The organism is Enterococcus sp. AZ163, assembly GCF_050498925.1.
Taxonomy (GTDB): Bacteria; Bacillota; Bacilli; order Lactobacillales; family Enterococcaceae; genus Enterococcus_A; species Enterococcus_A ferrettii.
Window position 1 is genome coordinate 550,126 of record NZ_JBIPAO010000002.1, and the last position, 26,235, is coordinate 576,360.

Below are 26,235 nucleotides of genomic sequence, written 5' to 3' on the forward strand. Positions count from 1 at the left end.
AGTCCTTTATCCCTATGGAAAATTACCGTGATAATTTCCAATTGCAGAGCTATTTACACCGTTTTAATGATATTATGATTAAAATTTGATAGCTGTTTTATTATAATAAAAGCGTTGACACCTCAAAAGAAAGCATTTACACTGAATCTGTTACTAGAGAGGATAGAGAGCTCGAGAATTAAGCTTGGTGTTAAGCGGCGTCGGCTTAGTTCGGAAAAACACTTAATGGGGGTTTCTTTATCTATGAACAAAACATTTGTGAAAAAATATGGCACTCTGTTACTCTTAGCGGCTGGTGCCGGGATTATTTTCCAGCTGCCTTATATCCGCGAGACGTTTTACGTACCAATTCAAAAAGCGATGAACTTAACTAATGCTCAAATGGGTATGCTGTCTTCCGGTTATGCGACTATGGCAACATTCTCTTATTTTGTGGGAGGCATTGTTGCAGATAAGTTCTCAGCTCGAAAGCTTTTGACTGTTTCCTTTTTGGCCACTGGCGTTTTAGGAATTTGGTTTTCTACCTTCCCTTCTTTTAACACAGCCCGGCTGATATTTGTTCTGATGGGAATTTCCACGATTATTACTTATTGGTCTGCCATGATTAAAGCTACTCGGATGTTGGGAGACTCTTCAGAGCAGGGGCGTTTGTTCGGCTTGCAGGAAGGGCTGCGGGGAATTTTAAATGCCTTGCTGGTTTTCGGTATGACTGCTGTTTACGGCATGTTCGCTAACGATATCTTAGGAACTGCTTGGGCGATTCGTACTTGTGCAATTGTAGTTATCATTATTGGAATCTTAAACTGGTTTATTATTGAAGATACCGATCAGGCAGAGAATGCTGAATCCTTAAAAGAAGTCATCGTAGGAACCTTTAAGCAATTAGCGATCCCTCGAGTGTGGCTGCTGGTAGCTATCGTATTCTTCGGATACAGCTTGTATGGGATTTTCGGATATATCAACACTTTGGCGATTAATGTTTACGGACTGTCCGTTTCTGGTGGCGCTACATTGGGAGGACTTCGTTATGTAATTCAAGCCTTCGGTGGTATTATTGGCGGGTTTATTGCTGACAAAATCGGCTCTCGTTTGAAGGTAATTATTGGTGGTGCAGTACTGACAGCTATGTCTTATGGACTATTTTTAGTGCTTCCTGCTGAATCAGGTCTATTGACGATTGTCTTGGGAAATTTCGTAGCAGGTATGTTCTTTATCTACTTAATTCGCAGCCAATACTTTGCAATTATTGATGATGCCGGGATTCCTTTGTCACGAACTGGACGGGTATCTGGAATCGTTTCTTGTTTAGGCTATATGCCAGATATTTTTATGTATACCATGATCGGCGGCTGGTTAGACAACAACGCTGGAAAAACCGGTTTTAACATGATGTTTATTTATGCAATTGTGATGGCAGCTGGTTGTGTGGTTACCTGTCTGATTCTTTCTAAAGTTATTAAAAAGGATAAAGTTCCTGAAGAAACTACTTCAAAAGTAGTCTCCTAACTTGTTCAGGAAACTTAATCATAAGGCCAACACGCTCTTCTATGGGGAGAGCGCGGTTGGTCTTTTTTATTTCCGCTGTTTTCACGCTGAACGTATTTTTTCTGCGAACATTTAATGATAAACTGTTACTATACAGTCTTTGCATCACGAAAGGATGGTCATCAGGTGAAACCAATCAACAGCAACGATTTGAAAAAAGAAGTTCGTGAACTGATAGCTGGCGGTGAAGACCCTTACTCAGTTGCACTTTTCGGCATTACCACCAAGTACCTGCTGGAATCGCAAACTAAGATTGATTTTGGCTTTTTTGAATTGCTAGATGAAGTCGATGTGATTGCTGGATCTCCCTCCAGTTTCGAAGGAGATGAAGGGCCTTACTTAGAATTATTGGCCCTCTATTATTTGATTGCTAGAAATACACTGACTTTTTCTCAAGGTGTTAACTGGATGACACATCTGACTCCTGATCAAAGACAGGTAATTTTAAGCTGGCCGAAAAACTATGTCTTAAGTGTTTTTGACTTAATTATTAAGGATGACTTGGTGCTGCACAAAGATCTAAAAACCGGGAAAGAATACCTTATGGATTATTCTCCAGAAGATATCGGCTTACCTGAAGACAAACTAAACATTCGATTGTTAACCATTATCGTACCAACGGAGAAAAACTATCTATCTGCCATGCCCATTTTCTTACCCTTGGATGATCTCTCCTTAGCCAAGATTAAACGGTCTCCTAGCAAACAGGAGTACGAGTTGGCCTTGCTGATAGAGTGTTCCAACTTTTTAGATGCTCAAGCCGAAGACAACTGGGAAAACGAAGAATTTTTACCTGAAGATGTCGGCTTTTATCCAGCAAATCGGAAATTTGGAGAATCAGACAAAGACTTCGCAAGACGTTTGCTGCTGCAAAGTAAATTTTTCCAGGATTTCCCTTACCATACCCATGCTGAAGCATTGATGATCAAAGTCGTACAAACTTTTCCACAGCTCTTTTTCAGCACCTCCAATGCTCATGCATTACTAGAGGCTGTCGAAATACTGTTTACCAAAGCTAAATTCAACAAAATGGACTTCGAATTGATGTCCGATGAGTTAGCCTTTTTCTGGTGTTTGCTGATTAAAGAACACTTACCACGAGAAGTAGAAGCTTTAGCACCTTATCTAGTACCTGACAAATTTGATGACCAACCTTTTTAAATATGAACTAAAAAAAGACTGGAGTGCTTAATTTACTAAGCCTCCAGTCTTAAAAAAGCACCCAACCCTTTGGATTGAGTACTTTCCATTATTCTCTTACCACTACCCGCATCCCTACTGGTACTGTATCATAAATCCATTTCGCATCTGGAACAGACAAACGAATACAGCCGTGAGAGGTAGGTCGTACCCCTAAAGCCTCAGCTTCACTCTCAATATAATTCCCATTTTCATCAATTGGCACTGTGTGGAACAAATACACACCATGATCGCGCCAAGAAACCCAATAATTGGCTCCTTCACCTGAACCCGGATTATAAAAGGTTTCGCCTTTTTCCGTTTCAATCGTAAACTCGCCTAAGGGTGTTGCAGACTCACCAGGTAAACCAGTTGAACAATTCATGGTATAAAGCACGTCATTTCCGCGCTTAAAATAAACCTTTTGGTCGTTGATAGAAACGTCGATCCAATCATCCGGTCCCAATTCTGGATAAGGCTCAGCTTCGGAAGACTCATTTAGCTTGCTTTTCGCCGGGTGCTGTTCTTCCGTCGAAGCCGTTATTTCTGTTGTCGTCGATGACGTTTTTGTTCTGGACGTCTTACCGCTAGTCTCATTAAAAATTTCACTGAGGGAAATTGTACTAATAGAAACCGATCCAGAAGCTGCTATTTTATCATCCGCTTGTATAGTTTTAGCAAAATAAACAGCCATTGGAATAAACAGCATAAGCAGAACACTCATTAAGCCAGCAAATTTTCTCAAACGAATTCTCCTTTCCGTAGAAAAGAATCAATCACTTCACCAAATGATCTTGTTCATTATACATGAGTCAGCTTTACAATAGGATTACAGTTTATTTATGATTTAGTACAATTTAAGATGAAAGGGAATTAATCAGCCAAGACTAATTCAAAAAAGACACAAGCATCGGTTCCCTCTCCTTGCCAAGAAGGCAGATCACCGGCTCCGCAATAGCGATAGCCCAATTTTTTGTACAGCTGCTGTGCTGGATGATTCGCCGCAAAGGTATCCAAACGAATTGCCTGACAATTTTGCTCCTTCGCCAAATGCTCAGCATAGTTCAATAATTGACGGGCAATCCCTTGATTTCTGTAGTTTGGACTGGTCATCAAGGTATGCACAATGACTATCTGCTCGGCTGGTAACTGCGGATTTTGCCAAGCGATTTCTGCATATTCCTCATCTACATCATGGTTTAGAATGACCGATCCAACCACCCTGCCATCCAAAACAGCCAAATGCATCGTTTGTTCCTCAATTGCTTTTTCAGCCGTATCTATCGATGGATAGACTCCTGGAATCCAACTAGTAATCTCAAACTCTATCGTTGGAACCACCTCTGCATAAAAAGTTTGAATAGCTGATAAATCAGCTGCTTTTGCCTTGCGAATCATCATTTTTGTTCGTCTCCTTCATTTAAAGTTTGTCCCGTACAAACGGCATACTCATACATCGAGGCCCACCACGGCCACGAACCAGCTCACTGCCCGGAATACGATGAAGCGTCACTCCGGCTGCTTCCAGCTTTTGATTGGTCATTGGATTTCGATCGTAAACAATCACTTCACCAGGGGCAATTGCTAACGTATTGGACCCATCATTCCACTGTTCCCTAGCCGCTGCGGTGAAATCCCCGCCACCACAACGAATAAATTCCACCGCGGATAAATCTAAATAACGGCATAAGATCTGTTCTAATGAATCTGTCTCTTCAACAATCTCAGGATCCCCCTGCTTCTTAGCAATCGAGTATACTACTAAATGCTCTTCAATCTCAGGATGAATTGTAAATTTATCATAATCGACCATGGTAAAAACCGTGTCTAAATGCATAAATTTCCGTTCTTCTCCAATATTAAAAGCTAAAATATGCTGAAAGCTTGCTTCACTGTCAAAAATATTGCGCGCAATTTTTTCAATTGAACTGACATCTGTTCGTTGGGAAATGCCAATTGCCAATACCTGAGGGGACAGTACTAAAATATCTCCGCCTTCAATTCGTGTATCAAAATCACGATTGTAAAGTAAGTTGATTGATTCTTTACTAAACATAGGATGATGCTGGAAAATATATTTTCCGTATAGAGTTTCTCGGCGACGGGTTTTAGCATACATCTTGTTTAATGACACACTTTTGCCGATAATGGCAAAGGAATCACGGCTAAAATAGAGATTAGGCATAGGATCAATATAAAAAGGATAATTGTCCTCCACCATATCTGAAAGATTCAAATTTTTACTGATAGAAAGCTGCTTCTTATGCAAGCCTGCCATAGTTTGATCAATAAATTCTCGGGTATCCTTGATTGCTAAAAAGAAATCTTCAATCTCTTTGCGAGTTTCCTTACCGGTAACATGGGCTTCATCTAGATACTCCGCTAAAAATTGTTGTTTTAAACTATCTGTGTGTAACGCTTCTGCAGCCAAATCTTCTAAATACAATACATCGATTCCTTGCTCTCGCAATGTATCCGCAAAGAAATCATGCTCTTTTCTGGCCTGCTCCAAAAATGGAATATCATCAAACAAAAGCTGCTCCAAATAATCTGGCATTAAATTTTCTAATTCTTTTCCAGGCCGATGAAGCATCACTTGCTGCAATTTTCCTATTTCGGAAAAATTATTTAAGGCATTCGCCATATCCATGACCTCCCTTAGCTATCATGCTACCAAACCCTCCTCTCTTTCACAACGCATAAAGCTTTTAAATCCCCTGAATTCATCCAATTAAGGAGAGGATTCGAAAGAAATAGTGGGCTATTTCTGAACTATTTTCGGTTTCAGATGAAAAAAAGATGAATTTTCAGTGAGAATCTGGTACAATTCCACAAATAGCTTTATTTGAGTTTGCGGCAAAACTCGAGGTGAAGATATGAGAAAGTTTTTAAGTGAAGTAAACAGAATTGTTGTTAAAATTGGGACCAGTTCCTTAATCCATCCAAGTGGAAAAGTCAATTTTTCGGGAATTGATCAATTAGCCTTTGTGCTGACCGATCTAAACAACCAAGGGAAAGAAATTATTTTAGTCTCTTCTGGCGCAATCGGTGTGGGTATGGACAAATTACGTATGACCGAACGCCCAGATACGATCCCTGAGCAGCAAGCAGTTGCTGCAGTAGGACAATCAGAATTAATGCATTTTTACAACCAGCGCTTCTTGGCTTACAATCAACAAACGGCCCAGGTATTGATGACGCGGGACATCGTCGATTATCCAGAAAGCCGTAAGAATGCCATTAATACGATGGAACAATTATTACACATGAATATTATTCCTATCATCAACGAAAACGATGCAGTGGCCGTTGATGAACTGGATCATTTAACTAAGTTTGGCGACAACGATGAGCTTTCAGCCATTGTCAGCCAGATGTTGGATGCTGATTTATTGATTATGCTTTCAGATATTGATGGATTTTACTCTGATAATCCAAACAAGAACAAACAAGCAGTCCTCTACTCCACTATTTCTGCTATTACCAAAGAAACAATGGCCCAAGCTGGCGGATCAGCCGGCAGTAAGTTCGGCACCGGCGGAATGATCAGCAAGCTGAAGGCCGCCAAACGAATACTGGATGCTCAAAGTGCGATGGTCTTAGCAAATGGCAAGCCACCAAGAATTATTTTTGACATTTTAGATGGTAAAGAAGTCGGAACCTTATTCAAGGGGGAATAGCGATGAGTGGGATAGAGCAATTAGGAAAAAACGCAAAACAAGCCGCTGCTGTATTAAACGGTTTAGATACAAAAACAAAGAATGACTGTTTGCAGGTCATGGCTAATAAGTTAAGAAAGCATGCCAATCGGGTCCTATCAGCAAATCGGCAAGACCTTGAACAGGCTGCCTCAAACGGTACCCGTGAGGTTATGCTAGATCGTTTACGACTAACGCATGCCCGAATTGAAGACATGGCCAAAGGAATCGAAGCGGTCATCGAACTGCCTGATCCGATCGGCGAAGTCGATAAAATGTGGCGCAACGAAGCCGGCCTGCTTATTGGTCAGCAACGAGTCCCATTAGGGGTAATCGGAATTATTTTCGAATCCCGGCCAAACGTTACCACTGATGCAGCAACTCTTTGCTTTAAAACCGGTAATGCTGTAATTCTGCGGGGCGGAAAGGATGCCTTCCAATCCAATGAAGTGCTGGTCACTATCTTACAAGGAGCTCTGGCAGCTTGTAATCTGCCTCGCACCTGTATTCAATTTGTTAATGACACTTCATACGAAGTAGCGAATCAAATGATGACGGCTAACGAATTTTTGGACGTATTGATTCCTCGTGGAGGTGCTTCCTTAATTAAACGGATTACAGAAAATGCTACAGTTCCAGTGATCGAAACGGGTACTGGTAATAACCATATATATGTGGATCAAGCAGCCCAATTGGACATGGCTGCGAATATTATTTTAAATGCGAAGGTTCAACGTCCGTCAGTCTGCAACTCCATTGAGACGATTTTGGTTCACGACACCGTAGCAGCCGAATTTTTACCGCTGGTTGAACAACTGCTGCTGACTAATCAAGTAGAGTTACGGGCCTGTTCAAGATCAATCAAGTATTTAGAATCGGCTAATCCAGCGCAAACAGAAGATTGGGAAACTGAGTACTTAGACCTAACCTTAGCTGTTAAGGTCGTTGATTCCGTAGACGAAGCGATTCAGCATATTAATAAATACAACTCCGGTCACTCAGAAGCCATCATCACTGACAGCTACACAGCCGGTCAACGTTTCTTAAAAGAAGTCGATGCTGCTGCAGTTTATATTAATGCCTCAACCCGCTTCACAGACGGATTCATGTACGGTTTTGGCGCTGAAATCGGCATCTCAACACAAAAATTACATGCCCGTGGACCCATGGGTTTGCCTGAACTAACCTCTACCAAGTATATTATTTACGGTGATGGACAAATTCGGGAATAAAATAATACGGCAGGCAAAAGAGTTGGGAGAGTCTCTTGCCTGCTTTTTTCTTGTATAAAAGATACCTGTTTCGACTGATGAGAAACAGTTAAGTATCCAGTCTGCCCGGCTTCAAACATCTCCTGTCATTTGCTAAACTCGTGCATCACAATCACTTCTCGATAATGTGACGTCTTCGTATCACTTGCAGTAAGTTAATGAGATAGATTGGTATATTTAAAAAGATACCCACAATTAGTATCACCTGAATAGTTATCATGAAAAATACAATAGTTATAACTCTAAAGCGAACTGATTTTTTCTCTAGATAATGGCTAAAAAGCAGAATACCTGACAAAATAGAGCTGATTAAGTAGCCCCCCGCAAATCCTCCGCCAATTGCTAACAACATTTTTTGCAAAAAAGATTGCTGGCCGCCAGTAAAAAAAGCGAATAAGCCTATTCCTCCATAGAGTACAGCACCTGTAATGAAAGCAGCTGAAACATAAATTATATATCTTTTTCTTTCTGCATAAGTCATCCTATATCCCCTTCATCATTTACTTTTATGCATATACATAAAAATATACAAATAAATCACACTAGTCAATAAGAAACGTGCTAGAAAATTTTCTTTATGGGAGCAACTGAAAAAAACAATTGTAAAATCCTTAAACCACATTATCCTTCTTTTGATAAAACAGAAAAACTAGACGCTGTCTGCCGTGACTGAACCTAGAAAATAACCGTCAACTCACCCGATCCCAATTGTATTTCTCACACCTTCACTTTGATAGTTTTGCCATTCTAGGTTTACGCTTATGACTATTTTTATTTTGTGGTGTTGATAGATGCGCAGCAGAATGACACTCATTGTGTCTCCGGTAACGAAAATACTGAGAGAATAATTCCCTATGGATAAACTGATCTTCTATGTTGAAAAATTAGCACATGTAACGTATTAAAAAAGCGTCGAATCACTTCGACACTTTTTCCTTCTTCCCATAAGACAACAAATAGCAAAGCATCCCAGTAATCGCGGTACATGGATATATCCAAGCAAACCAATGATTCCCCCGATCCATTAAATGACTATTACCAACTAATAATCCCGCCAACTGCAACATCACTAAACAGAATCCGCCAGCAATAAGTAGAACAAATCCGACGATAATGATCGTTTCCATGACTTTTCTCATTTTTTCCTCCTTACACAAACAAAGGCAAGTAACCCATCGCAATCAACCAACCGACCAAAGTAATTGGAATAACAAAGTATTTAATCAATGGATAAAAAGTAGCTTCAGGCCGACAGTCAGTTAAACCTGCAGCAATAAAGATAGAACCAGATGCTGGTGGCGAGGCTCCTTCAGTTGAAGCAAAAACTAAAATTGCGACAACAGCTTCTAGCAGTTTACAATTACCTATATGCGCAAATTTTAAAATCAATTTTGCAGTCCTTATCTTCACATCAAAAGCTGCATTTAAAAGGAGGAATTATTATGTCCATCGGAAACCGTGTTTTTTTGAAACGTCACCAAGCCGATCCGAAATTGGTTGAACGCTTTGGTAAACTTCCTACTGCGGATGTCGCCGATTGTCTGTCGCGTACTTCTGCTTTGTCACCTGAAATCAGACTTCAATCCTCACCAGAGAAATACATGTGCGGAGTTGCTCTAACTGTAAAAGCAAGAGCTGGTGATAACCTGATGCTGCATCAAGCAATGAAAATGGCACAGGAGGGCGATGTCATTATTCTTTCTAATGAAGGAGATCGCTCTCGTGCATTGATGGGGGAAATCATGTATAAGTATTTAGCCGATTACAAGAAAGTAGCAGGAATTGTAATTGATGGCCCGATTCGTGACTTGGATGTGTTAGCTCGTGAAAAGTGTCCGATTTATGCAACTGGCTCGACTCCGCAAGCTTCTTACAAGGAGGGACCCGGCGAAGTGAATGGACCCATTTCTGTTGGTGGGATCGCCGTTATGCCTGGCGATATTGTACTGGGCGATCGAGATGGTGTTGTAATTATCCCCAAAAAGGATGCAGCAAAGATTATTGATCAGGCCGAGGCCATCACCGCAAATGATCGGGAAAAGGTTCAAAAAGCGAGTGTCGGTAATATAGATCATTCTTGGCTTACCAAGACCCTAGAGGAAAAACATGTGGAATTTATTGATGAGGAGTATTCACTGTAGGATTTCGCAATAAAGGCATAACAACGAAGGAGAAGCGCTTTCGATAGCAGTCTTCTCTTTCGTTGCTTTTCACCTCTTATCAATAAGTTCGAAAGTATTAAGTCTCAATTATCAGAAAAACTAGTCCGTTTAGCTCAGCAAGACCACCCCTCCTTAAACTCCCATCAGTAAATCATTTATACAGCTTATCCTATAAAATGCTGAGGCAAATTTCTTATCGTTACGTTCTTCCCTCATAAGGACTTAATGGCTATTAACAGATTCACTTTTTATAGGAGGACATCATTTCAACTCTCCTTTATGTTTGCTAAGCTCCCTGTAAATAGGAACAAAAGGTTTTATTGAAGTTGAATAAATGCTCACATCACAGCTTTTTGTTTCATTTTGTCCCTTTTTTGGGACAAAACTGATCCTTTTTTTCTTAGTATGAAAAAATCTATTGAAATCCTTAAAACACATCGATACAATTCAGTTAAATAAATCAGATATTTTTTAAGGAGCGATATGATGTCAACTATAAATCTCGGAACTCGTCAATTATTTTTAATGAAGCGCGAAAATTTATCTAAAAAATTTAATTCTTTTTTGGAAAACAGTGACGATGCGTCTTACGTAATCCAGTGTGCTGTTGCCGTTTTAGTACGCAATTCTTTCACCCCTAGTGACTTTTCAAATTTTGAAAAAGATCTAATTCGTGACCTTTTTCTAACCAGTGACGAGGTTAAAAGTGCACGCAAATACTGTGTCTATTTCCGCAACTATTTTTCTGAGGACGAATGGCAAACAGTTGTAAATCGCTTATTTGATAGTGAAGAAGAGTTTTCACAAACAACTGAACGAACACGTTTACATATTGAAAAACTGTTACCAATGCTGCATTCTGGCGGCTGGGAAGCACCCATAAAAAGAAGCCTAGTGACAGTTTTTAAAGATGAAACTGGTAAAAAACATGGATGGACTTTAAGCAATGTGGATCGTAAATATTCTACTCAGGAAAACTGTGATCTTTTAGCTATTTTGAGTACGCTAACAATTTTTGAGAAAAATGGGGTTCGTCGCTTCGCAGAGTTGGTTAAAAACAGCTTCACTACTATTGATATCGACTATAATAGTGAGAATGAAGAAGAGAAGATAGAAGTATGGACTGAACAACCGAAATCCGCTGCAGACAACACGGGGGTTCACAATCCAGAAGAAGCGAACCTGCCTAGATCCTCAAAAGATACTCACCCAGCAAAGCATGTGGATTCGTCTAAAGAAGAGAAAAAGCGCGAGGCAGTCAATGAAACTGCTGCGACTTCGGTTCAAAAAAATGAAAAGAAACGGCAGCGAAAAAGGCCTGAGGATCATCAGAAAAAACTGTACGCTAAAAATCCTTTCCATAAACAAGAAGAAACTAAAAAGCTAACTCAGCCTAAAAAGAAAAAGAAACGTAAGAAGAAGAGAAAATAGGCAATCCCTAAAAACTCAGCCTTCCCTTACAACTATTTTGTAACTTTAAAAAAGGTTTTTACCTCTGTTTGACATTTAATCTAGGTACTGTATAATTCTAACTAATCAAATTAGTTTAAAACTATCTATATTAGTTTCGGAGGAATTACATGAAGGTTATCAAAAAGAAAAACTTGTATCAACTGACACCTGCAATCTTTCCAGTCAATTGCTTTGTCTATGAGACAGCAACAAGTTTAGTCGTAATTGACATGGGAAATAAACTGTTTATTGAAGAGGTTCGCAAGCTAGAGCTGAAAACAGAAAAAAAGGTGACGGTTTTGCTCCTTACTCATGCTCATGGTGATCATGTAAATGGTGTGGCTAAATTCAAAAAAGTATTCCCCACTGTCAAAGTCGGAATTTCTGTCCGAGATAATAAATTGCTAGAAGGTGATTTTAGTCTTCTAAAAGATGAGGCGAATAAAAAAGTCAAAGGTGGATTACCTAAAGAACCGATTCCAATTGATTTTATGTTTCAACCAGAGCAAGAAATTGAAGGTTTGAGGATCGTTGCCTGTCCTGGTCATACACCTGGTTCTGTTGCTTTTCTCGACAACGAAGGCGTGCTGATTGCAGGAGACGCGCTCCAACTATGTGGCGGTATAGCTGTGGCTGGTATCGTTCGCCCCCTTTTCCCTTTCCCAGCTTTTGGTACTTGGGATGCTAGGACTGCATTAGCGAGTGCCAAAGTATTGGTGGAATTACAGCCTAAGCTGTTAGCAGTCGGACATGGTACGATGCTTGAACATCCAGTTGCCGAAATGACCCAAGCAATTCGCACAGCTGAAAGGAAATTGCAGGATGAAAAAGATTACTAAACAAGAGATAGTTGATGTGACCATAAAAATTTTAGATGAACAAGGGGTGGAGGGCGTTAGTCTTAAGGAGGTGGCCGGAAATCTGCAAATCAAACCGCCCTCTCTCTACAACCATATAAAAAATCGAGAAGACCTGTTAGCACAGGCTGCTTATTTCAGTCTGGAAAATTTTTATCAAGCTCTGATACTGGCCGGCGTTGGTGTAGAAAAAAAAGAAGCCCTTTTTGCGATGTCACAGGCTTATAGAAAGTTTGCAGTTGCTCATCCTGGTCAATATGAACTCATTCAAAAACAAATTTATTGGGAAAATACAGAAGCTGAGCAAATCTCTAATCAAGTGGTGAACCTGCTGCAAAAAATCTTAGACGGCTTTGATCTGCCGAAAGCGGAACAAATTCATTTTATCCGACTGATGCGCAGTTATCTTCATGGATTTTCTTCATTAACCGGAAAAGAATCTTTCCAATTGCAGGAAAATATTGAGGAAAGCTTTATTTATGGATTAAGGATTATCCTTTCGAAACTGCCACAGGAATAAAGGGGGAGAAAATTTGAAAACCTATCAACTGACTGTCAATGACTTAATAATTGATGCAGACTTTGATGAAGAAAATATAGCCGCCATTTTTCACCCACTATTGAAGAAATGGACCGAGTTGCAAAGAACCCAGAAACAGCGGATTTTTATTTTTCTCGCTGCTCCTCCCGGCTGCGGTAAAACCACCCTAGCACTTTTCTTAGAGCAGTTATCGAGGAATTGTTCCGATTACACACCGATTCAAACACTTGGATTAGATGGCTTCCATTATGAACAAGCTTACCTAAACAGCCATGAAACAGATATAGACGGACAAGTCGTTCCGATGAAAGATTACAAAGGACATCCGTCAACCTTTAACGTACCACTGCTGTTGAAAAAACTTACTGAGGCTCGCTGGGAAGACAATAAGTGGCCCATCTATAGCCGTAAGCTTCACGATGTTATCCAAGATCAGGTACAGCTTACTGAGAAAATTATTTTGCTGGAGGGTAATTATTTATTATTGGACGAAGCACCTTGGAACCAACTTCATGAATATTGTGCTGATCGGGTATTTTTATATGCCTATGCTGCTGTCTTGGAAGAACGTTTAATTGAACGGAAAATGCAAGGTGGCCTATCTTACGAGAAAGCACGTATTTTCTATGAACGAAGTGATAAAAGAAATGTCGAAATTGCTTTAGCAAATGATCGCTCGGCTGAAACCATCCTTTATGTAGAAAAGGGGGTTTTTCACCCAGTAAAATTTGAAAAAGAACGTGAGGTTTAGACAGAAAAATGACGTTACTAGCAGGGTTAACTTTAAGCATTCGTTTTATCTTGGAAATTGGTACTGTGATAGGACTGGCTAGTGGAGTCTTTATTCAAAAACCTTTGTCAGAAAAGGTGCTCTTCTGTTTATTGGCTTCCGGCATAACCCTCGTCTGGGCAAAGTATGGAGCTCCAAAATCGGCCACCCACTTAACTGGCATTTATAAACTGATCTTAGAAATAATTGTCTATAGTATTGGAATCTTCGGAATCTGGCGAATTTTTGGAATTCGATTAGGTTTGATTTATGCCTTCTTTGTTGTAAGTGACTTAATGATGATGTATTTATTAGAACTGCAGGGAAACTAAAAAATACAGGATTGAGTATCATGTCTCAATTCAGTGTTTCTTTTTGATCTCCCGTCATTTGTTTTTACAAGCAGCTACAAATCAAATAACCGGAGTCAGTTGATAAAGTCGGCTGCTATGTGAGAATAATCCTGCTTTCAGGATGCGATTCCTCACGAATATCTTCGCCGATTTCACGAAAAGACAGGAGATATATGCTAAAACCCTCTCTTCATTTTGAGGTAAATTCAAAATCCGCACCTATCCCAATCCAACCCCATCATAATAAATACTAACAAAGAAGTGGAAAAGAAATGCTCGCAGCAAAAAAACAGTACATTATATTCTTCCAATGTAATATACTTGAATTTGTAATGTTTATTTAATTTTCGACGGGAGATGGATGGATGAATTACCATTATTCAACAAAAGTACCAACGAGTGACACTGATGCTGTAGGCGATCTTTTGCGGGTAGCTGCAAATCCGGAAATTATATCTTTTGCTGGCGGTTTACCTGCTCCAGAGCTGTTTCCAGTAGAGAAGATTCAGGCAGCAGCCAATCAGGTCTTTCAAGAAAAAGGGATGACTGCTCTGCAATACGGCAGCTCAAAAGGAATACCGGAACTTCGAAAGATTGTCGTTGAACGGTTAAAACAAGACGGCATCACAGTTGATGAAGAACAAATTATGATTTCCACCGGCTCCCAACAAGTGCTGGATTTAACCAGTAAAATGTTTATTAACGAAGGCGACACTGTTATCGTAGAACAACCAACTTATCTATGTGCCTTAGATGTTTTCAAATCCTATGAAGCGAACTTAGTAAGTGTGGAAATGGATGAAAACGGGATGAAGCTGGATATGCTGGAGGAAGCTCTAAAAGCGAATCCAAATACTAAAATGATTTACACTATTCCAACTTTTCAAAATCCGACTGGACGAACACTTTCTTTAGAACGCCGAAAAAAGCTGGCGCAATTGGCAGTTGACTATGACGTGTTAGTTTTGGAGGATAATCCTTATGGCGCTGTGCGCTTTGAAGGAACCCCTTTACCGGCAATTCGTTCCTTTGATAAAACAGGCCACGTAATTTATACGAGTACTTTTTCTAAAATACTAGCTCCCGGCCTGCGTTTGGGATGGGTGGTTGCACCACTTGAGTTAATCAATAAATTTACCATTATGAAGCAGTCAGTTGATTTACATTCAGATAATTTGGCGCAGTATATTTTAGCGGCTTTCTTTGAAAACAATGACATTGACCAGCATGTTTCAAAAATTACTGCCCTGTATAAAGAACGCAAAGATCTGATGATGGCTGCGATTAAAAAGTATTTTCCTGAAACGGTGACCTATAGTCAACCTGAGGGAGGGATGTTCATTTGGATTGAAGTTCCCGGTATTACTGATACCCAAGAGCTTTTTGATCGCTGTATTCAAAACAACGTCGCCTTTGTACCAGGTGAACCCTTCTATTGTGATGAGATTGTACCTGGGACCTTCCGTCTAAATTATTCCAATATGCCAGCTGAACAAATTGATATTGGAATGAAACGTTTAGCTGAAGCAATTGATGAAGTATTGGCGCAGTCTACAATTGGTTATACTTAAACAACAACAGCCGTAAAAAAGCCGTCGGATAATTTCTGACGGCTTTTTTTCTCGTTGACAGTTCAGTACATCAGCTTTAACTTTATTGTACATTCTGTTACTAAATCTATTGGCGCTCTTTCAACAAACTTGAAGCTTCTTGTCTCTAAATCCAGCATTCGATGTTGTTCTAGAAGTACCTCACCTTGTACATGCATTTCTGGAGTAAGAGAAACATGCAAAGGAAATTGCTTGGCTTTAGTCGTTATTGGAGCAACTCCAAACATATAGTTAAGGTAACGGAGAGGCTTTGTCAATACTATGCACGGTCTATATCCCTTTTGCTCATGGCCTTTGGTTGGATTAAAATTCAAAAAAATAATATCCCCTTGCCGTAATTCCGAAAAATGCTTATCAACAGCCATCATTAAAGTATCTCCCGTCCTTGAGAATCATCCCAATCATACTTATCTTCTCTACCCAAAGGAGTACTATCATAATCCGCAAAAAGTTCATCCAAAGTTGTTGGATACTCTTTTTTCGGAATCAGTGTGATTTTGCCATCACCAGCGACCATTTTGAAGGTTACATTTGTATCAAATTCACCAATTTCAGCTAGTTCTTCTTTACCTATCCTTATCCCCTGTGAGTTCCCCCATTTTTTCAGTTCTATGTCTTTAATGATCATAAGAAAACCTCCTTCACACCAAAAGTATATACTTGTATAAACGATATGTCAATTAGATTAAATGACCCCTAAAAAGTTAGGATGAAAAGCAACGGACAAGATCACAGATGTAACTACTTACTTCCATTTTATACAACAACCATCCTTCCCCTAATCTTGAACATTTTACTTTTTTTATAAAAACTATACGAAAACGCAGCGCATCTAATTTTTTTTAATCAGATACCTACAGAGCAAAATCATTTTGCACTCTCTCTCAAATAGAAACCTATCATTAATAAAAGGTCGCAGAACTTAAGGTAAGGATGATTTATTGGTACAGCAAAAAATGCTTCACCTAATCAATAGCTAAGAATTCCCTGCCTAAAAAACTTCCTCAAAAAAAGGTGACCCAATCTGTCTATCGACAAATGTGATCACCTTTTTATCAAGCTAACTTCTACAATTTCTCTCCATTCGTCGAAATTACTTCTTTATACCAATCAAAAGATTTCTTCTTCGAACGATCCAAGGTTCCCTTGCCTTCGTCATCTAAATCAACGTAGATGAATCCGTAACGTTTGCTCATTTCACCTGTCGATGCACTGACTAAGTCAATACATCCCCATGGTGTGTAGCCCATCAAGTCGACTCCGTCAGCAATTGCCTCGCCCATCGCTTCGATGTGACGACGTAGATAGTCAATTCGATAATCGTCTTCAATCGTTCCTTCTGATGTAACTTGGTCAATGGCGCCCAGGCCATTCTCTACGATAAATAGTGGTTTTTGATAGCGGTTATACAATTCATTTAAGGCAATGCGCAGGCCTTCAGGGTCAATTTGCCAACCCCATTCACTGGCTTCTAGGAATGGATTGCGAACACCTCCTAATAGATTGCCGCCAACTTCTTCACTGTCAGGATTGGTTTCATTGATAGCTGAAGACATGTAATAACTAAAGCCGATATAATCAACGGTGTGTTCTTTCAGCAACGCCAAATCTTCATTGGTGATTTCAATGTCTTCCCAAGCAATTCCTCTTTCCCCTAACATACGTTTCGTGTAGGCAGGATATTCTCCCCGTACTTGAACATCGGTACAGAAGAAGTTGAACTCTTGATTTTGAACCATGGTCGCTAATTGATTCGCAGGATTTGCATCAATACTATAGGTAGTTGCATAAATAATCATGCAGCCAATTTGTAAATCAGGATTTAATTCATGACCGATTTTCACTGCTTTGCTGCTGGCCACAAATTGATTGTGCCAAGCCTGAACAATATTTTTAAACTCTCCGCCACCTGTACTTTTTACCATCCCCTGGCTTAATGCTGGAAAATGAAACGCTGAATTGATTTCATTGAAGGTCATCCAGTATTTCACTTTCGCTTGATATCTTTCCAACACTACTTTTGCAAAACATTCGTAAAAATCGATTAGCTGACGATTTTTCCAGCCGCCGTATTCCTTTGCTAAATGTAAAGGCATTTCGTAGTGAGAAATTGTTACTACTGGCTCAATATTGTATTTCAAGCATTCATCAATCAAGTTGTCATAGAACTTAAGTCCTGCTTCATTTGGTGTCGTCTCGTCGCCCTTCGGAAAAATACGCGTCCAGGCAATTGAGAAACGGTAGCATTTAAAACCCATTTCTGCAAATAAGGCAATGTCTTCCTGATAACGATCATAATGGTCAATACCACGATGATTGGGATACGTATATTTTTCAGAGTCTAAAGTCCAGTCAAATTCTTCACTGCTTAACACCTGCATACGAATTTTACCGCCAGGCATTGCATCAGCAACAGATAATCCTTTGCCTTCGCGATCGTACGCCCCTTCTAATTGATTGGCAGCTGTTGCGCCGCCCCATAAGAAATTTTTGGGAAATGTTGTCATTGATTCATCCTCTTTCTAGCTTTCTTAGGCGTTATCCAATTGTAGAAATAATTGGTAGATTGCCCCTAATAAATTGGCCTCACTGCGAAAATGACAAGGCAGGATTTCTAATGGTTCAAAACTGCTTTTCAACAATGGCTGATTGTCACGAGCAAGCTGGTATTGTTGATTGATTTCTTTAATCAGACGATTCTGAGCACTAATGCCGCCGCCAATCACTACCCGAGATATATCTAAAGTAGCTTGCAGATTGAGTAGGATTCGCGCAATAATTTGACAGTAATCTGTAAACATTTTTTGTAACTCGTCATTTTGACCTTGCTCCAGTGCTTCAAAGACTGCTTGACCGTCATTTAAATTTTCCAATCCTAGCAGCTTGCAAGCTTCAGTAACAAATCGTACTGCAGAAGAATGCCAACCAACTAAATTTTCTGGATCTTCTAGCTGCTGATAATTAATCAAAAAACTCAACTCACCCGCTTGGAAATGGCTGCCCTGAAAGAGTTCCCCATTAAGAATCAACCCACCGCCGATCCCGGTCCCTAAAACTACTGCCGCACCATTCTCAATTTCATTCAAATTGCCTAACCATAATTCAGCTAGAGCTGCGGCTTTTCCATCATTTGAAAGAGCACAGGGAATACCAAACTCCTCCTCAACAAGCGCTTTCAAACCAACTTCATGCATGTACTCCAAGGAACCGCCGTGATAGATGACACCATTTTTGATATCGATCTTCCCAGGCAAACTGATACCGATACCCTTGATTTGCTCTCGTACATCACCAATCAACTGAAACAGATCGGCCAGAAACTGTTCCAATGTTGCCGGTGTTTCAATTTTTTTGACGGTCAAAAGATTGCCCGCTCGATTGACTAAACTATATTTGATGTAGGTCCCCCCTACATCAATACTTAAATAATCCACTGAGGCATTCCCTCCATCCTTAAAGTTTTTACGCCGTTTTAGCTGCCGGATTTTCCTTCTTGAAAGTACCACTGATTAATAAATACAATACAGCAAAGGCTAGAAAGCTGCCTCCAGAAAATAGCAGTGAAAATTGGGCGGTAGTATTGTTAAACACACTGCCTACAAAGGATAGCAGATAGGGTGAAATCCATGACCCTAGATTGGTTCCAACCATAGCAATCGAAACGGCTAAATTTGCTGAATTCTTCGGTGCCTTTTCCATAATGGTACCAAACGAGTAGGGTAAGAAGGCTGAGCTGCCTAATCCGCTGATTAACAATCCAACTGTGAAAATCGCCATATTTGGTGCAAATGAAACAATTAGAAATCCTATTCCCATAATAGCATAACTAAAGACTAACGTTAGATGTTTTGTTACCTTCACAATGTGTCCATATAAGAAGTTACCCAAGAAACCAACCAGTGTGAATAAGGATAAGGCAGTGCCTAGAAAAGCTGGATTAGAGAAATTTGCTTCTTGAACTAAAGTACTGGCCTTCAAGAAAATCGCCATCAAAAATCCAAAGGAAAAGAACAAAGCAATACTAGACAAAATCACGAAACGATTTACTGTTTGTTTATCTGCCTCATTTGTTTCTGCAGCATCATCATTTTCAACATCCGGCACGTAAATAGAAAACAACAAGAACGAAACAATCGCTAAGAAATAGATTCCGTATGCATAGTGCCAATCGTAGGTAACTAAGATTCCAGCAATGAAGGTTGTAATGGTTTGCCCAATACTTTGCACTGCACTTTGGTAACCCAACATTTTATTTCGTTCATCACCCGCATAAAATTCATTAATCAAGCTGACTGCCAGTGAGTTAAACATTCCCAGTCCAGCACCTAATACTAAACGGGAAATATAAACGATTGTGTAGTTGGTTGAAAACATCGGTACTACCCCTGCCACCCCTGCTAAGAACAATCCCAGCAAAACGGTTTTCTTGGTTCCTAACGCTCGAACAAGAAAAGCACTTAACAGGACAAAGATCATGACTGTGATATTTGAAGCAGTAACTAAAGCTTCCACCGCAGTAGCTCCGCGATCAGCAAAGGTCTCCTGCATTTTCGAAACGGTAATGGCAATAGAGCCGGTTGAGGTAAGCAGTAAAGAGATTGAAAGCAGAGCAATTTTAAACATTTTTTGTGAAATTTTCGTATTCATTATCTTTTATCCTTCCTTTGCTGTTAAAATAATTCGACGATAGGTCTTCAGACTATGTTCTCCATCATTGGTTACCTCCAGAATTAAATGCAGCGTTTGGCCTGGTTTAATATCTTCTGGTACATAGCAGGTGACCTGAGGCGTATTGGCACCCTCCAGCTTAATCATCGGATGACATTGTATAACTGATTCAGCCGACTGACCAATCACGAAGCCTTCAATATCTTCATAACTGGGCTTTAGCCTATCCATCGGGGTATAGCTGGACGCTTCTTGATAAAACCACCAGTGGTAATACAGCGAACGCTGATTCGGATCTTGGGCTTCACAAGTGATCCTAACTTTTTCGCCGGGTTCTACCTGACGATTCAAAGAACCTTCCAAACGAACGATCGGATAATGGGCAGCATCTTCAAAACGTTTGGCTACGCACCATTGTGCCCGAGCCTTAAAGTCATCTTGAATATCATCCAACCAGCGAGTCAAGGTATATTCCGATTCAAATTGCTGCGTATAAGGATTATAATCCAACGCATCATTGGTAAAAAGATAAGGATTTTTCTCACTGAAACGTCCGCCCCAGCCACCATAAGATGGATCTTCATCATTGCGTAATCCATTGTTTAATAGATAGAAGAAAGAGGGAGAATCCCCTTCAGAAATAAACTCATACCTTTGATATTCACTATTGTTAGCCAAGTAGCTGTCCGATCCTCGCTGCTCCTCCGGCAGCTCTCCTTCCAGGATATTCCCGTCGCCCATCAAGGCATATTTTTCCAATAATGGTCCATATTTGTTTTTCAAATCATAGTTCCAGTCGCTAGATAGCCGAGTGGTCAGGTTCCTGTTGACCTTTTTCCATAGATACGCAAAATGCCAGAAGCTGAAACGGTCATTTATCACTTTGATTTTCCAATTTTCCGCAATATAATCACTGTAGGTTTCGTCCTGATCCAAAATGATGTACAAAACAACCTTTTCTTCAATTCTTTGCTTGAGTGCTGCCCATTCAGAGGTCCTGCTGTATTTTTCCTCCAGAGATTTTAATGCCCGTGCTGTAGTGTTAGTCCCGCCCCACGTTTGAATATACAACAGGCGCGGATCCTGATCTTTTAACAAATAGTTTTCAATAAATTGCGACCCTGCTGTTTCTTTTTCCATCTCACCTTTATAGCTGATATTGCCAATATGATATATTTCACGCAGGCGATCAGGTGCCTGATAACCTTCGGCATGAATACACAGATTGCTGTATACCTTTTCATATTGATCAATAAAATCATTTATCCAGCTTTCACCAGTCCAGCGAAAAGGTTCAATCCCTTTTTCTAGGTCCCCAGCATAATGGTAAACCGAGCTAGTTAAAACAATCCCTTCCGTGTCAATTTCATTGCTGTATAACAGGTAACGCAGAAATGAATTCATATCATCTACTTCACCATCAGTCGTTATAATCGTACGGGCTTTTGCCTCTAAAGCTTCCATTAATATTTCCTCCTTTTCGTATCTGTTTTCAACTACTTCCTAAGTCAGAGCTGAAACTACATTCACTAACTTGTACCATTGTAGATATTTGTCATTTAAGTCTTCACTGGCCTGCGGCACTACTTGCTGACCAGCCAAATTGGGCTGTTCTGGCACTTCTCCAGTTAACAACATCGCACCTAGTGCAGACAATTCCTCAATATCGTTCACAATAATTTCTTTTTGCAGTAAGTTGGCTAACTGTTGAACTAGCGCACTGTTTCGAGTAACTCCTCCATCAATCTTAATGACTGAAATCTTATGACCAGAAACCAATTCCAGCACATCGATCACTGCTTTAACCTGAAAAATAATACTATCTAAAATCGCCCCTAGCATATCCAGCTTAGAAGTAGTCCGTTTCAAACCTATAAAAGCTCCCGTTGCTTCATTATTCCAAAATGGGGCCCCTAATCCCTGCAACCCCGGTAAGAAATACACATCTGCTTGACGTTCTTCTGTCAAGACTTGGTTGCAGAGTGTACTGCTGTCGGCCATACTAGCTACCTGCTCATCGAACCAGCGAATCGAGTCAGCACAGGAACGAATAATTCCTTCCAAGGCATAATGCGTTTTAGTTCCTTGCCTTTGCGCAATTGTCGTCAAAATCCGTTGATCCTGATAGCTATCATTTTCTTCCACCTGCATCATAATCGAGCAGCCTGTTCCTAAGGTTACTTTCACTTCACCAGACTTTAAGCAGCCTTGACCGTACAATGCCGCCTGTGAATCAGCCATAATCCCTTGAATAGGAATTCCTCGATAATGGCCAACAATCTCAGAAGAATCCTTAATTGCAGGGAGATCTGTTGCAGCTCCTCCGCATAGTGCCAACAATTCATTATCCCAAGTATGGGTATGAATATTGTACAACAATGTGCGGCAAGCATTGCTTGGTTCTGTGACAAAAGCGTGCTGCTGGGTCAGATTCCATACTAACCAGCTGTCAATAGTTCCAATAGCCAATTCCCCGCTGCTTGATTTTTTAGCAATTGCGGGCACTTCGTCATAGAGCCATTTCACCTTAGTGCCAGAAAAGTAAGAGTCAATGGTCAAACCAGTCTTGGCTTGAACAAAATCACTTTTCCCTTCGTTAATTAGTTCTTCACAAATCGCCAGGCTGCGGTTGCATTGCCAGACGATCGCATTATAGAGCGGTTTGCCAGTTATTCGATCCCAAGCCACGATGGTTTCTCGTTGATTGGTAATGGACAAGGAGGCGACTTGCTTAGCCTGCAGCTGATTTTCTTCCAATGCTTGATTTAACAATAATTCTACATTGTGCCAGATTTCCAATGGGTCATGCTCCACCCAACCGGACTGAGGAAAAATTTGCCGATGGGCTTTATCATACCGCTTGGCAAGCTGACCGTTTTCAAACAGCAGCAGCTTGGTTCCAGAGGTGCTTTGGTCAATGACTAAGCGATAGTTCTTCATTTTATTTCACCATCTCAGCAGCCTGTTTAGCTAAGGAAGCACCATCCAAGCCATAATGCTTGAAAAGCTCCTCACTGGTACCAGTTAATAAAGCTTCATCAGGAAAACCAATAATTTTATGTCGAATTCCCGTTTCTTCCGATAAAGCCTCAGCCACCGCTGCACCTAAACCACCATAGATACTGTGTTCCTCAACTGAAATCACACGTTTAGTTGCAAGAGCTGCCGCCTTTACTGCCTCACTATCGAACGGCTTCAGAGAATGAATGTTTACTACTTTGGCAGAAATGTTTTGCTCCATCAACAGCTCCGCGGCATCCATCGCCTGACGAACCGTTTCACCAGTTGCAATTAAGGTTATATCCTTTCCTTCTTGCATAGTGACTGCTTTGCCGATTTCAAACTCATAATCTTCTTTATAACAATCCTCTACCGGGTTTCGGCCTAAACGAACATAAGCCGGAGTGTTGGAAGCAGCCAAGGCTTGAAACATTTTCTTGGTTTCAAGCCGATCTGCTGGCACTAGCACCTGCAGATTGGGAATCGCTCGTGTAACAGCGAAATCCTGTAGGGAATGATGACTCATTCCTAAAGCACCATAGCTGACACCGCCACTGATACCTATCAGTTTGACGTTTTTATTAGAATAGGCAACATCGACTTTAATTTGTTCAATACTGCGCATACTTAAGAAGCAAGCCGGTGAAGCGGCAAAGGGCCGTTTTCCCATATGAGCCAACCCGGCTGAGATACTAACTAAATTTTGTTCCGCAATGCCCACTTCGATTAATTGCTCTGGCAGCTGCTTAGCAAAATCGGCTAGGGAGGCTGAGCCACGAGAGTCACTGGTCAAAACTAAAATATCCCCATTCGCCTTGGCTTCCTTTATTAATACCTCACACATTACCTGCCGATTAGCTATGCTTTGCTTAGTCATGAGTTAATTCCTCCATCTCTTTTGTTAACTGTTCCAAGGCACTAGATAGTTCCTGATCAGTTGGAACTTTATGATGCCAAGCTGCCTGATTTTCAGCAAAGGATACGCCTTTCCCCTTGACTGTATGAGCAATCACCAATTTCGGTTTTCCTGGTTGATTGGGTTGCTTTAGGGTAGCAACGATTTCTGCCATATTATTGCCGTCAATTTCATGAACGTCCCAGCCGAAAGCTTGCCATTTCTGATTCAATGGTTCTAACCCCATCACATTTTCAGACGCGCCAGTAATTTGCAGGTTGTTACGGTCAATGATTGCTGTTAAATTATCCAGTTTGTAGTGAGCTGCGGCCATTGCCCCTTCCCAAACGGAACCCTCCGCTAACTCGCCGTCTCCCATCAAAGTATAGGTGTGGTATGTTTTATGATCCAATTTTCCCGCCAAAGCAATTCCTACTGAAACTGGCAAGCCATGGCCTAGTGACCCGGTGTTCATTTCTACTCCGGCTACTTTATTATTAGGATGACCGATTAAACGTGAGCCAAATTGTGAAAAGCTGGCCAGTTCAGTTTGATCAATAAATCCTCGATCGGCTAAAACGGCCCACAAGACTTCCGCTGCATGTCCTTTACTTTGAATGTATTGATCACGATCGGTTTGATTAGGATTGGCTGGATCAATCGCCATCACTTCATAGTAGAGAGCTACTAACAGATCAGTACAAGATAAATCCGAACCAGTGTGGCCCGTTTTAGCATCGTAAACTAATTGCATGACATCTTTGCGAATGCTTAAGGCTTTTTGTTGCAAGTTTAAACTTTCCATATTTACTCTCCTCTAAGATATGCTTGAACAGCTTCTTCAATTGGGTCATAAAAATCCGGTTGAACCCCTATATATTTACATGCCTCATATAAGATCGGTACAACATTCTTGCGAACGGCAGCAACATGATGAATGTAGGGTCCATAAACTAACTTGAATTCCAGGCGGTTCAAATTTTCAAATTCTAAATAAAGATACGTTCCTTGATTGTAAGGACCGTCAATCCCTTTACCAGTTCCCATTAACAACGAATATTCTCCATTGTCGCCATCAAACCGGCAAAGGGTGTACTCATCCTTGATAGCTCGGAAGGCAACCGAACCAGGATAATCGAAAACAAAATGCTTGGGCGGCAAAATTGGCTTGGTTTCAGCAGTGGAATAAGCGAATACACCTAAATGCTGCAGCAGCTCACCGTTCTCATTTTCTGGATGGCGGCAATTCACATCTGCAAAAATTGCGCGATGTTCTCCTAAGGAAGCAGCCTCGACTAATAATTCTGATATGGCTCCGTGCACATCGGTCTCGCAAACGAATGGAATCCCTTCTTCCTGTAACAATGACAAAGAAGCATAAGGCAAAATTCCGATTTCATCCTGCAAAGCGGTCCAGCACTGAATAACTCCTGAATTGCAGCCATAACGTTCACATAAGCTTTGTAATGCGACCTTCAAGGCTGCTACCATTTCCAATTCAGCTTCCGTAATTTGTACTTCCGTCTGTTGCTTAAAGTAATCAATAGTTTTCTGTACCTTTTCATATTCATCAGCTTTGATTCGGTTGATTTCCTGAACCACCTCTTGAATTGGCACAGGTGAAAGAGAAATGTTGTAACGTTCCAATAATTCCCCTTCATTACAAATTACAGTCCAAAAATCAAAAGGACGCGGTCCAACTTGTAAAATACGGGTAGCTTTAAAAGTTTTCACCACATTACAGACTTTAATAAAGTCCTGAAGGCCTCGTTCAAATTCTGGCGCATCAAGGTCACAGTTCTTCATATAAGTAAACGGAACTTTGAAGCGCCGCAATACTTTCCCAATCGCGAACAAGCCGCATTGAGTATCCCGCAGCCGTGAGCCGTCCTCTGCTGGTGTTTCGTCCTTCGGTCCCCATAACAAAACTGGGATATCTAACTTTTTGGCTAAACGAGCACAGGCGTATTCGGTTCCAAAATTAACATTGGCTAAAAATAATCCGTCAACCTCAGCTTCCTTAAACTTAGCAACAATTTTTTCAACCCCCTCGTCATCATATAAAAGCCCATCCTGATTCATATCTAAAATATCTACATAATCTACTGATAGTTCTTTCATTTTTTCTCGAGTTAAGTTTGCATAGTCAATTGCGGCATCCGCACTAAATAAATTTCTTCTTGTTGGTGCAAAACCAATTTTTACTTGATCCATTGGAGCTCCTCACTTTCTTAA

27 protein-coding genes are annotated in these 26,235 nt (G+C 40.5%); 11 read left to right on the forward strand and 16 right to left on the reverse strand.

The genetic code is table 11. The annotated features are described in order from the left end of the window. The first annotated feature begins 243 nt into the window (after positions 1–243). Positions 244–1,506 (forward strand): MFS transporter, encoded by a 1,263-nt coding sequence (locus tag IGI46_RS21025; RefSeq protein ID WP_429974192.1) that lies wholly within the window; start codon positions 244–246, stop codon positions 1,504–1,506. 165 nt (positions 1,507–1,671) lie between these two features. Continuing rightward, entirely contained in the window at positions 1,672–2,706 is a 1,035-nt protein-coding gene (locus tag IGI46_RS21030; protein WP_429974193.1) for a hypothetical protein, read from the forward strand. Positions 2,707–2,794: 88 nt separating this feature from the next. Here IGI46_RS21030 and IGI46_RS21035 read toward each other — a convergent pair whose 3' ends face one another. From IGI46_RS21035 to arcA, 3 genes are all read right to left on the reverse strand, one after another. Beyond that, positions 2,795–3,469: a L,D-transpeptidase gene (locus IGI46_RS21035; RefSeq protein ID WP_429974194.1), complete on the reverse strand. Its 675-nt coding sequence runs from the start codon at positions 3,467–3,469 to the stop codon at positions 2,795–2,797. A 128-nt stretch (positions 3,470–3,597) separates the two neighbouring features. Further along, positions 3,598–4,125 (reverse strand): N-acetyltransferase family protein, encoded by a 528-nt coding sequence (locus IGI46_RS21040; protein WP_429965891.1) that lies wholly within the window; start codon positions 4,123–4,125, stop codon positions 3,598–3,600. A 19-nt stretch (positions 4,126–4,144) separates the two neighbouring features. Further along, positions 4,145–5,368 carry an arginine deiminase gene (arcA, locus tag IGI46_RS21045; protein ID WP_429974195.1) on the reverse strand — a complete coding sequence of 408 codons (1,224 nt, stop codon included), beginning with the start codon at positions 5,366–5,368 and terminating at the stop codon, positions 4,145–4,147. 232 nt (positions 5,369–5,600) lie between these two features. On the opposite strand from arcA, the gene proB reads away from it, so the two are divergent. Together proB and IGI46_RS21055 are read left to right on the forward strand one after the other, a co-directional pair. After that, on the forward strand, positions 5,601–6,404 hold the full coding sequence (proB, locus tag IGI46_RS21050; protein ID WP_207701801.1) for a glutamate 5-kinase: 804 nt from the start codon (positions 5,601–5,603) through the stop codon (positions 6,402–6,404). Positions 6,405–6,406: 2 nt separating this feature from the next. Further along, entirely contained in the window at positions 6,407–7,654 is a 1,248-nt protein-coding gene (locus IGI46_RS21055; protein ID WP_429974196.1) for a glutamate-5-semialdehyde dehydrogenase, read from the forward strand. A gap of 151 nt (positions 7,655–7,805) precedes the next feature. Here IGI46_RS21055 and IGI46_RS21060 read toward each other — a convergent pair whose 3' ends face one another. From IGI46_RS21060 to IGI46_RS21070, 3 genes are all read right to left on the reverse strand, one after another. Continuing rightward, positions 7,806–8,174 (reverse strand): hypothetical protein, encoded by a 369-nt coding sequence (locus tag IGI46_RS21060; RefSeq protein WP_429974197.1) that lies wholly within the window; start codon positions 8,172–8,174, stop codon positions 7,806–7,808. 436 nt (positions 8,175–8,610) lie between these two features. After that, positions 8,611–8,832, reverse strand: coding sequence for a hypothetical protein (locus tag IGI46_RS21065; RefSeq protein ID WP_429974198.1), 222 nt, complete (start codon positions 8,830–8,832; stop codon positions 8,611–8,613). Positions 8,833–8,842: 10 nt separating this feature from the next. Next, entirely contained in the window at positions 8,843–9,082 is a 240-nt protein-coding gene (locus IGI46_RS21070) for a hypothetical protein (RefSeq protein ID WP_429974199.1), read from the reverse strand. A 53-nt stretch (positions 9,083–9,135) separates the two neighbouring features. Between IGI46_RS21070 and IGI46_RS21075 the strand changes: the two genes are divergently transcribed. From IGI46_RS21075 to IGI46_RS21105, 7 genes are all read left to right on the forward strand, one after another. Continuing rightward, positions 9,136–9,834, forward strand: a complete 699-nt coding sequence (locus IGI46_RS21075; protein WP_429974200.1) for an RraA family protein — start codon at positions 9,136–9,138, stop codon at positions 9,832–9,834. A gap of 507 nt (positions 9,835–10,341) precedes the next feature. Then, positions 10,342–11,286: a hypothetical protein gene (locus IGI46_RS21080; protein ID WP_429974201.1), complete on the forward strand. Its 945-nt coding sequence runs from the start codon at positions 10,342–10,344 to the stop codon at positions 11,284–11,286. Between the two features lie 149 nt (positions 11,287–11,435). Continuing rightward, positions 11,436–12,146 carry an MBL fold metallo-hydrolase gene (locus tag IGI46_RS21085; protein ID WP_429965881.1) on the forward strand — a complete coding sequence of 237 codons (711 nt, stop codon included), beginning with the start codon at positions 11,436–11,438 and terminating at the stop codon, positions 12,144–12,146. Then, on the forward strand, positions 12,130–12,684 hold the full coding sequence (locus IGI46_RS21090) for a TetR/AcrR family transcriptional regulator (protein ID WP_429965880.1): 555 nt from the start codon (positions 12,130–12,132) through the stop codon (positions 12,682–12,684). The genes IGI46_RS21085 and IGI46_RS21090 overlap by 17 nt, the downstream gene beginning before the upstream one ends. Before the next feature lie 13 nt (positions 12,685–12,697). Beyond that, positions 12,698–13,456 (forward strand): nucleoside/nucleotide kinase family protein, encoded by a 759-nt coding sequence (locus tag IGI46_RS21095; protein WP_429974202.1) that lies wholly within the window; start codon positions 12,698–12,700, stop codon positions 13,454–13,456. Positions 13,457–13,464: 8 nt separating this feature from the next. Next, positions 13,465–13,806 carry a DUF2568 domain-containing protein gene (locus tag IGI46_RS21100; RefSeq protein WP_429965878.1) on the forward strand — a complete coding sequence of 114 codons (342 nt, stop codon included), beginning with the start codon at positions 13,465–13,467 and terminating at the stop codon, positions 13,804–13,806. 386 nt (positions 13,807–14,192) lie between these two features. Then, positions 14,193–15,398 carry a PLP-dependent aminotransferase family protein gene (locus IGI46_RS21105; RefSeq protein WP_429974203.1) on the forward strand — a complete coding sequence of 402 codons (1,206 nt, stop codon included), beginning with the start codon at positions 14,193–14,195 and terminating at the stop codon, positions 15,396–15,398. A gap of 62 nt (positions 15,399–15,460) precedes the next feature. Here the strand turns inward: IGI46_RS21105 and IGI46_RS21110 are convergent, their stop codons facing one another. The 10 genes from IGI46_RS21110 to IGI46_RS21155 all read right to left on the reverse strand — a co-directional run bounded on the left by IGI46_RS21110 (position 15,461) and on the right by IGI46_RS21155 (position 26,214). After that, positions 15,461–15,805 (reverse strand): type II toxin-antitoxin system PemK/MazF family toxin, encoded by a 345-nt coding sequence (locus IGI46_RS21110; RefSeq protein ID WP_429974204.1) that lies wholly within the window; start codon positions 15,803–15,805, stop codon positions 15,461–15,463. Beyond that, on the reverse strand, positions 15,805–16,065 hold the full coding sequence (locus IGI46_RS21115) for an AbrB/MazE/SpoVT family DNA-binding domain-containing protein (RefSeq protein ID WP_429974205.1): 261 nt from the start codon (positions 16,063–16,065) through the stop codon (positions 15,805–15,807). The genes IGI46_RS21110 and IGI46_RS21115 overlap by 1 nt, the downstream gene beginning before the upstream one ends. 439 nt (positions 16,066–16,504) lie before the next feature. Continuing rightward, positions 16,505–17,944, reverse strand: coding sequence for a glycoside hydrolase family 1 protein (locus IGI46_RS21120; RefSeq protein WP_429974206.1), 1,440 nt, complete (start codon positions 17,942–17,944; stop codon positions 16,505–16,507). A gap of 24 nt (positions 17,945–17,968) precedes the next feature. Further along, positions 17,969–18,871 (reverse strand): ROK family protein, encoded by a 903-nt coding sequence (locus tag IGI46_RS21125; protein WP_429965873.1) that lies wholly within the window; start codon positions 18,869–18,871, stop codon positions 17,969–17,971. Positions 18,872–18,899: 28 nt separating this feature from the next. Further along, positions 18,900–20,084 (reverse strand): MFS transporter, encoded by a 1,185-nt coding sequence (locus tag IGI46_RS21130; protein WP_429965872.1) that lies wholly within the window; start codon positions 20,082–20,084, stop codon positions 18,900–18,902. Between the two features lie 6 nt (positions 20,085–20,090). Continuing rightward, positions 20,091–21,569 carry a DUF1593 domain-containing protein gene (locus tag IGI46_RS21135; protein ID WP_429974207.1) on the reverse strand — a complete coding sequence of 493 codons (1,479 nt, stop codon included), beginning with the start codon at positions 21,567–21,569 and terminating at the stop codon, positions 20,091–20,093. Positions 21,570–21,608: 39 nt separating this feature from the next. Next, positions 21,609–23,045, reverse strand: a complete 1,437-nt coding sequence (locus IGI46_RS21140; RefSeq protein ID WP_429974208.1) for an FGGY-family carbohydrate kinase — start codon at positions 23,043–23,045, stop codon at positions 21,609–21,611. 1 nt (position 23,046) lies between these two features. Continuing rightward, complete coding sequence (locus tag IGI46_RS21145) at positions 23,047–23,982, reverse strand: transketolase family protein (RefSeq protein WP_429965869.1); 936 nt, start codon at positions 23,980–23,982, stop codon at positions 23,047–23,049. Next, positions 23,975–24,805 (reverse strand): transketolase, encoded by an 831-nt coding sequence (locus IGI46_RS21150; protein ID WP_429965868.1) that lies wholly within the window; start codon positions 24,803–24,805, stop codon positions 23,975–23,977. Before IGI46_RS21150 ends, IGI46_RS21145 begins: the two co-directional genes overlap by 8 nt. Before the next feature lie 2 nt (positions 24,806–24,807). Beyond that, positions 24,808–26,214: an L-fucose/L-arabinose isomerase family protein gene (locus tag IGI46_RS21155; protein ID WP_429965867.1), complete on the reverse strand. Its 1,407-nt coding sequence runs from the start codon at positions 26,212–26,214 to the stop codon at positions 24,808–24,810. Positions 26,215–26,235 lie beyond the last annotated feature (21 nt).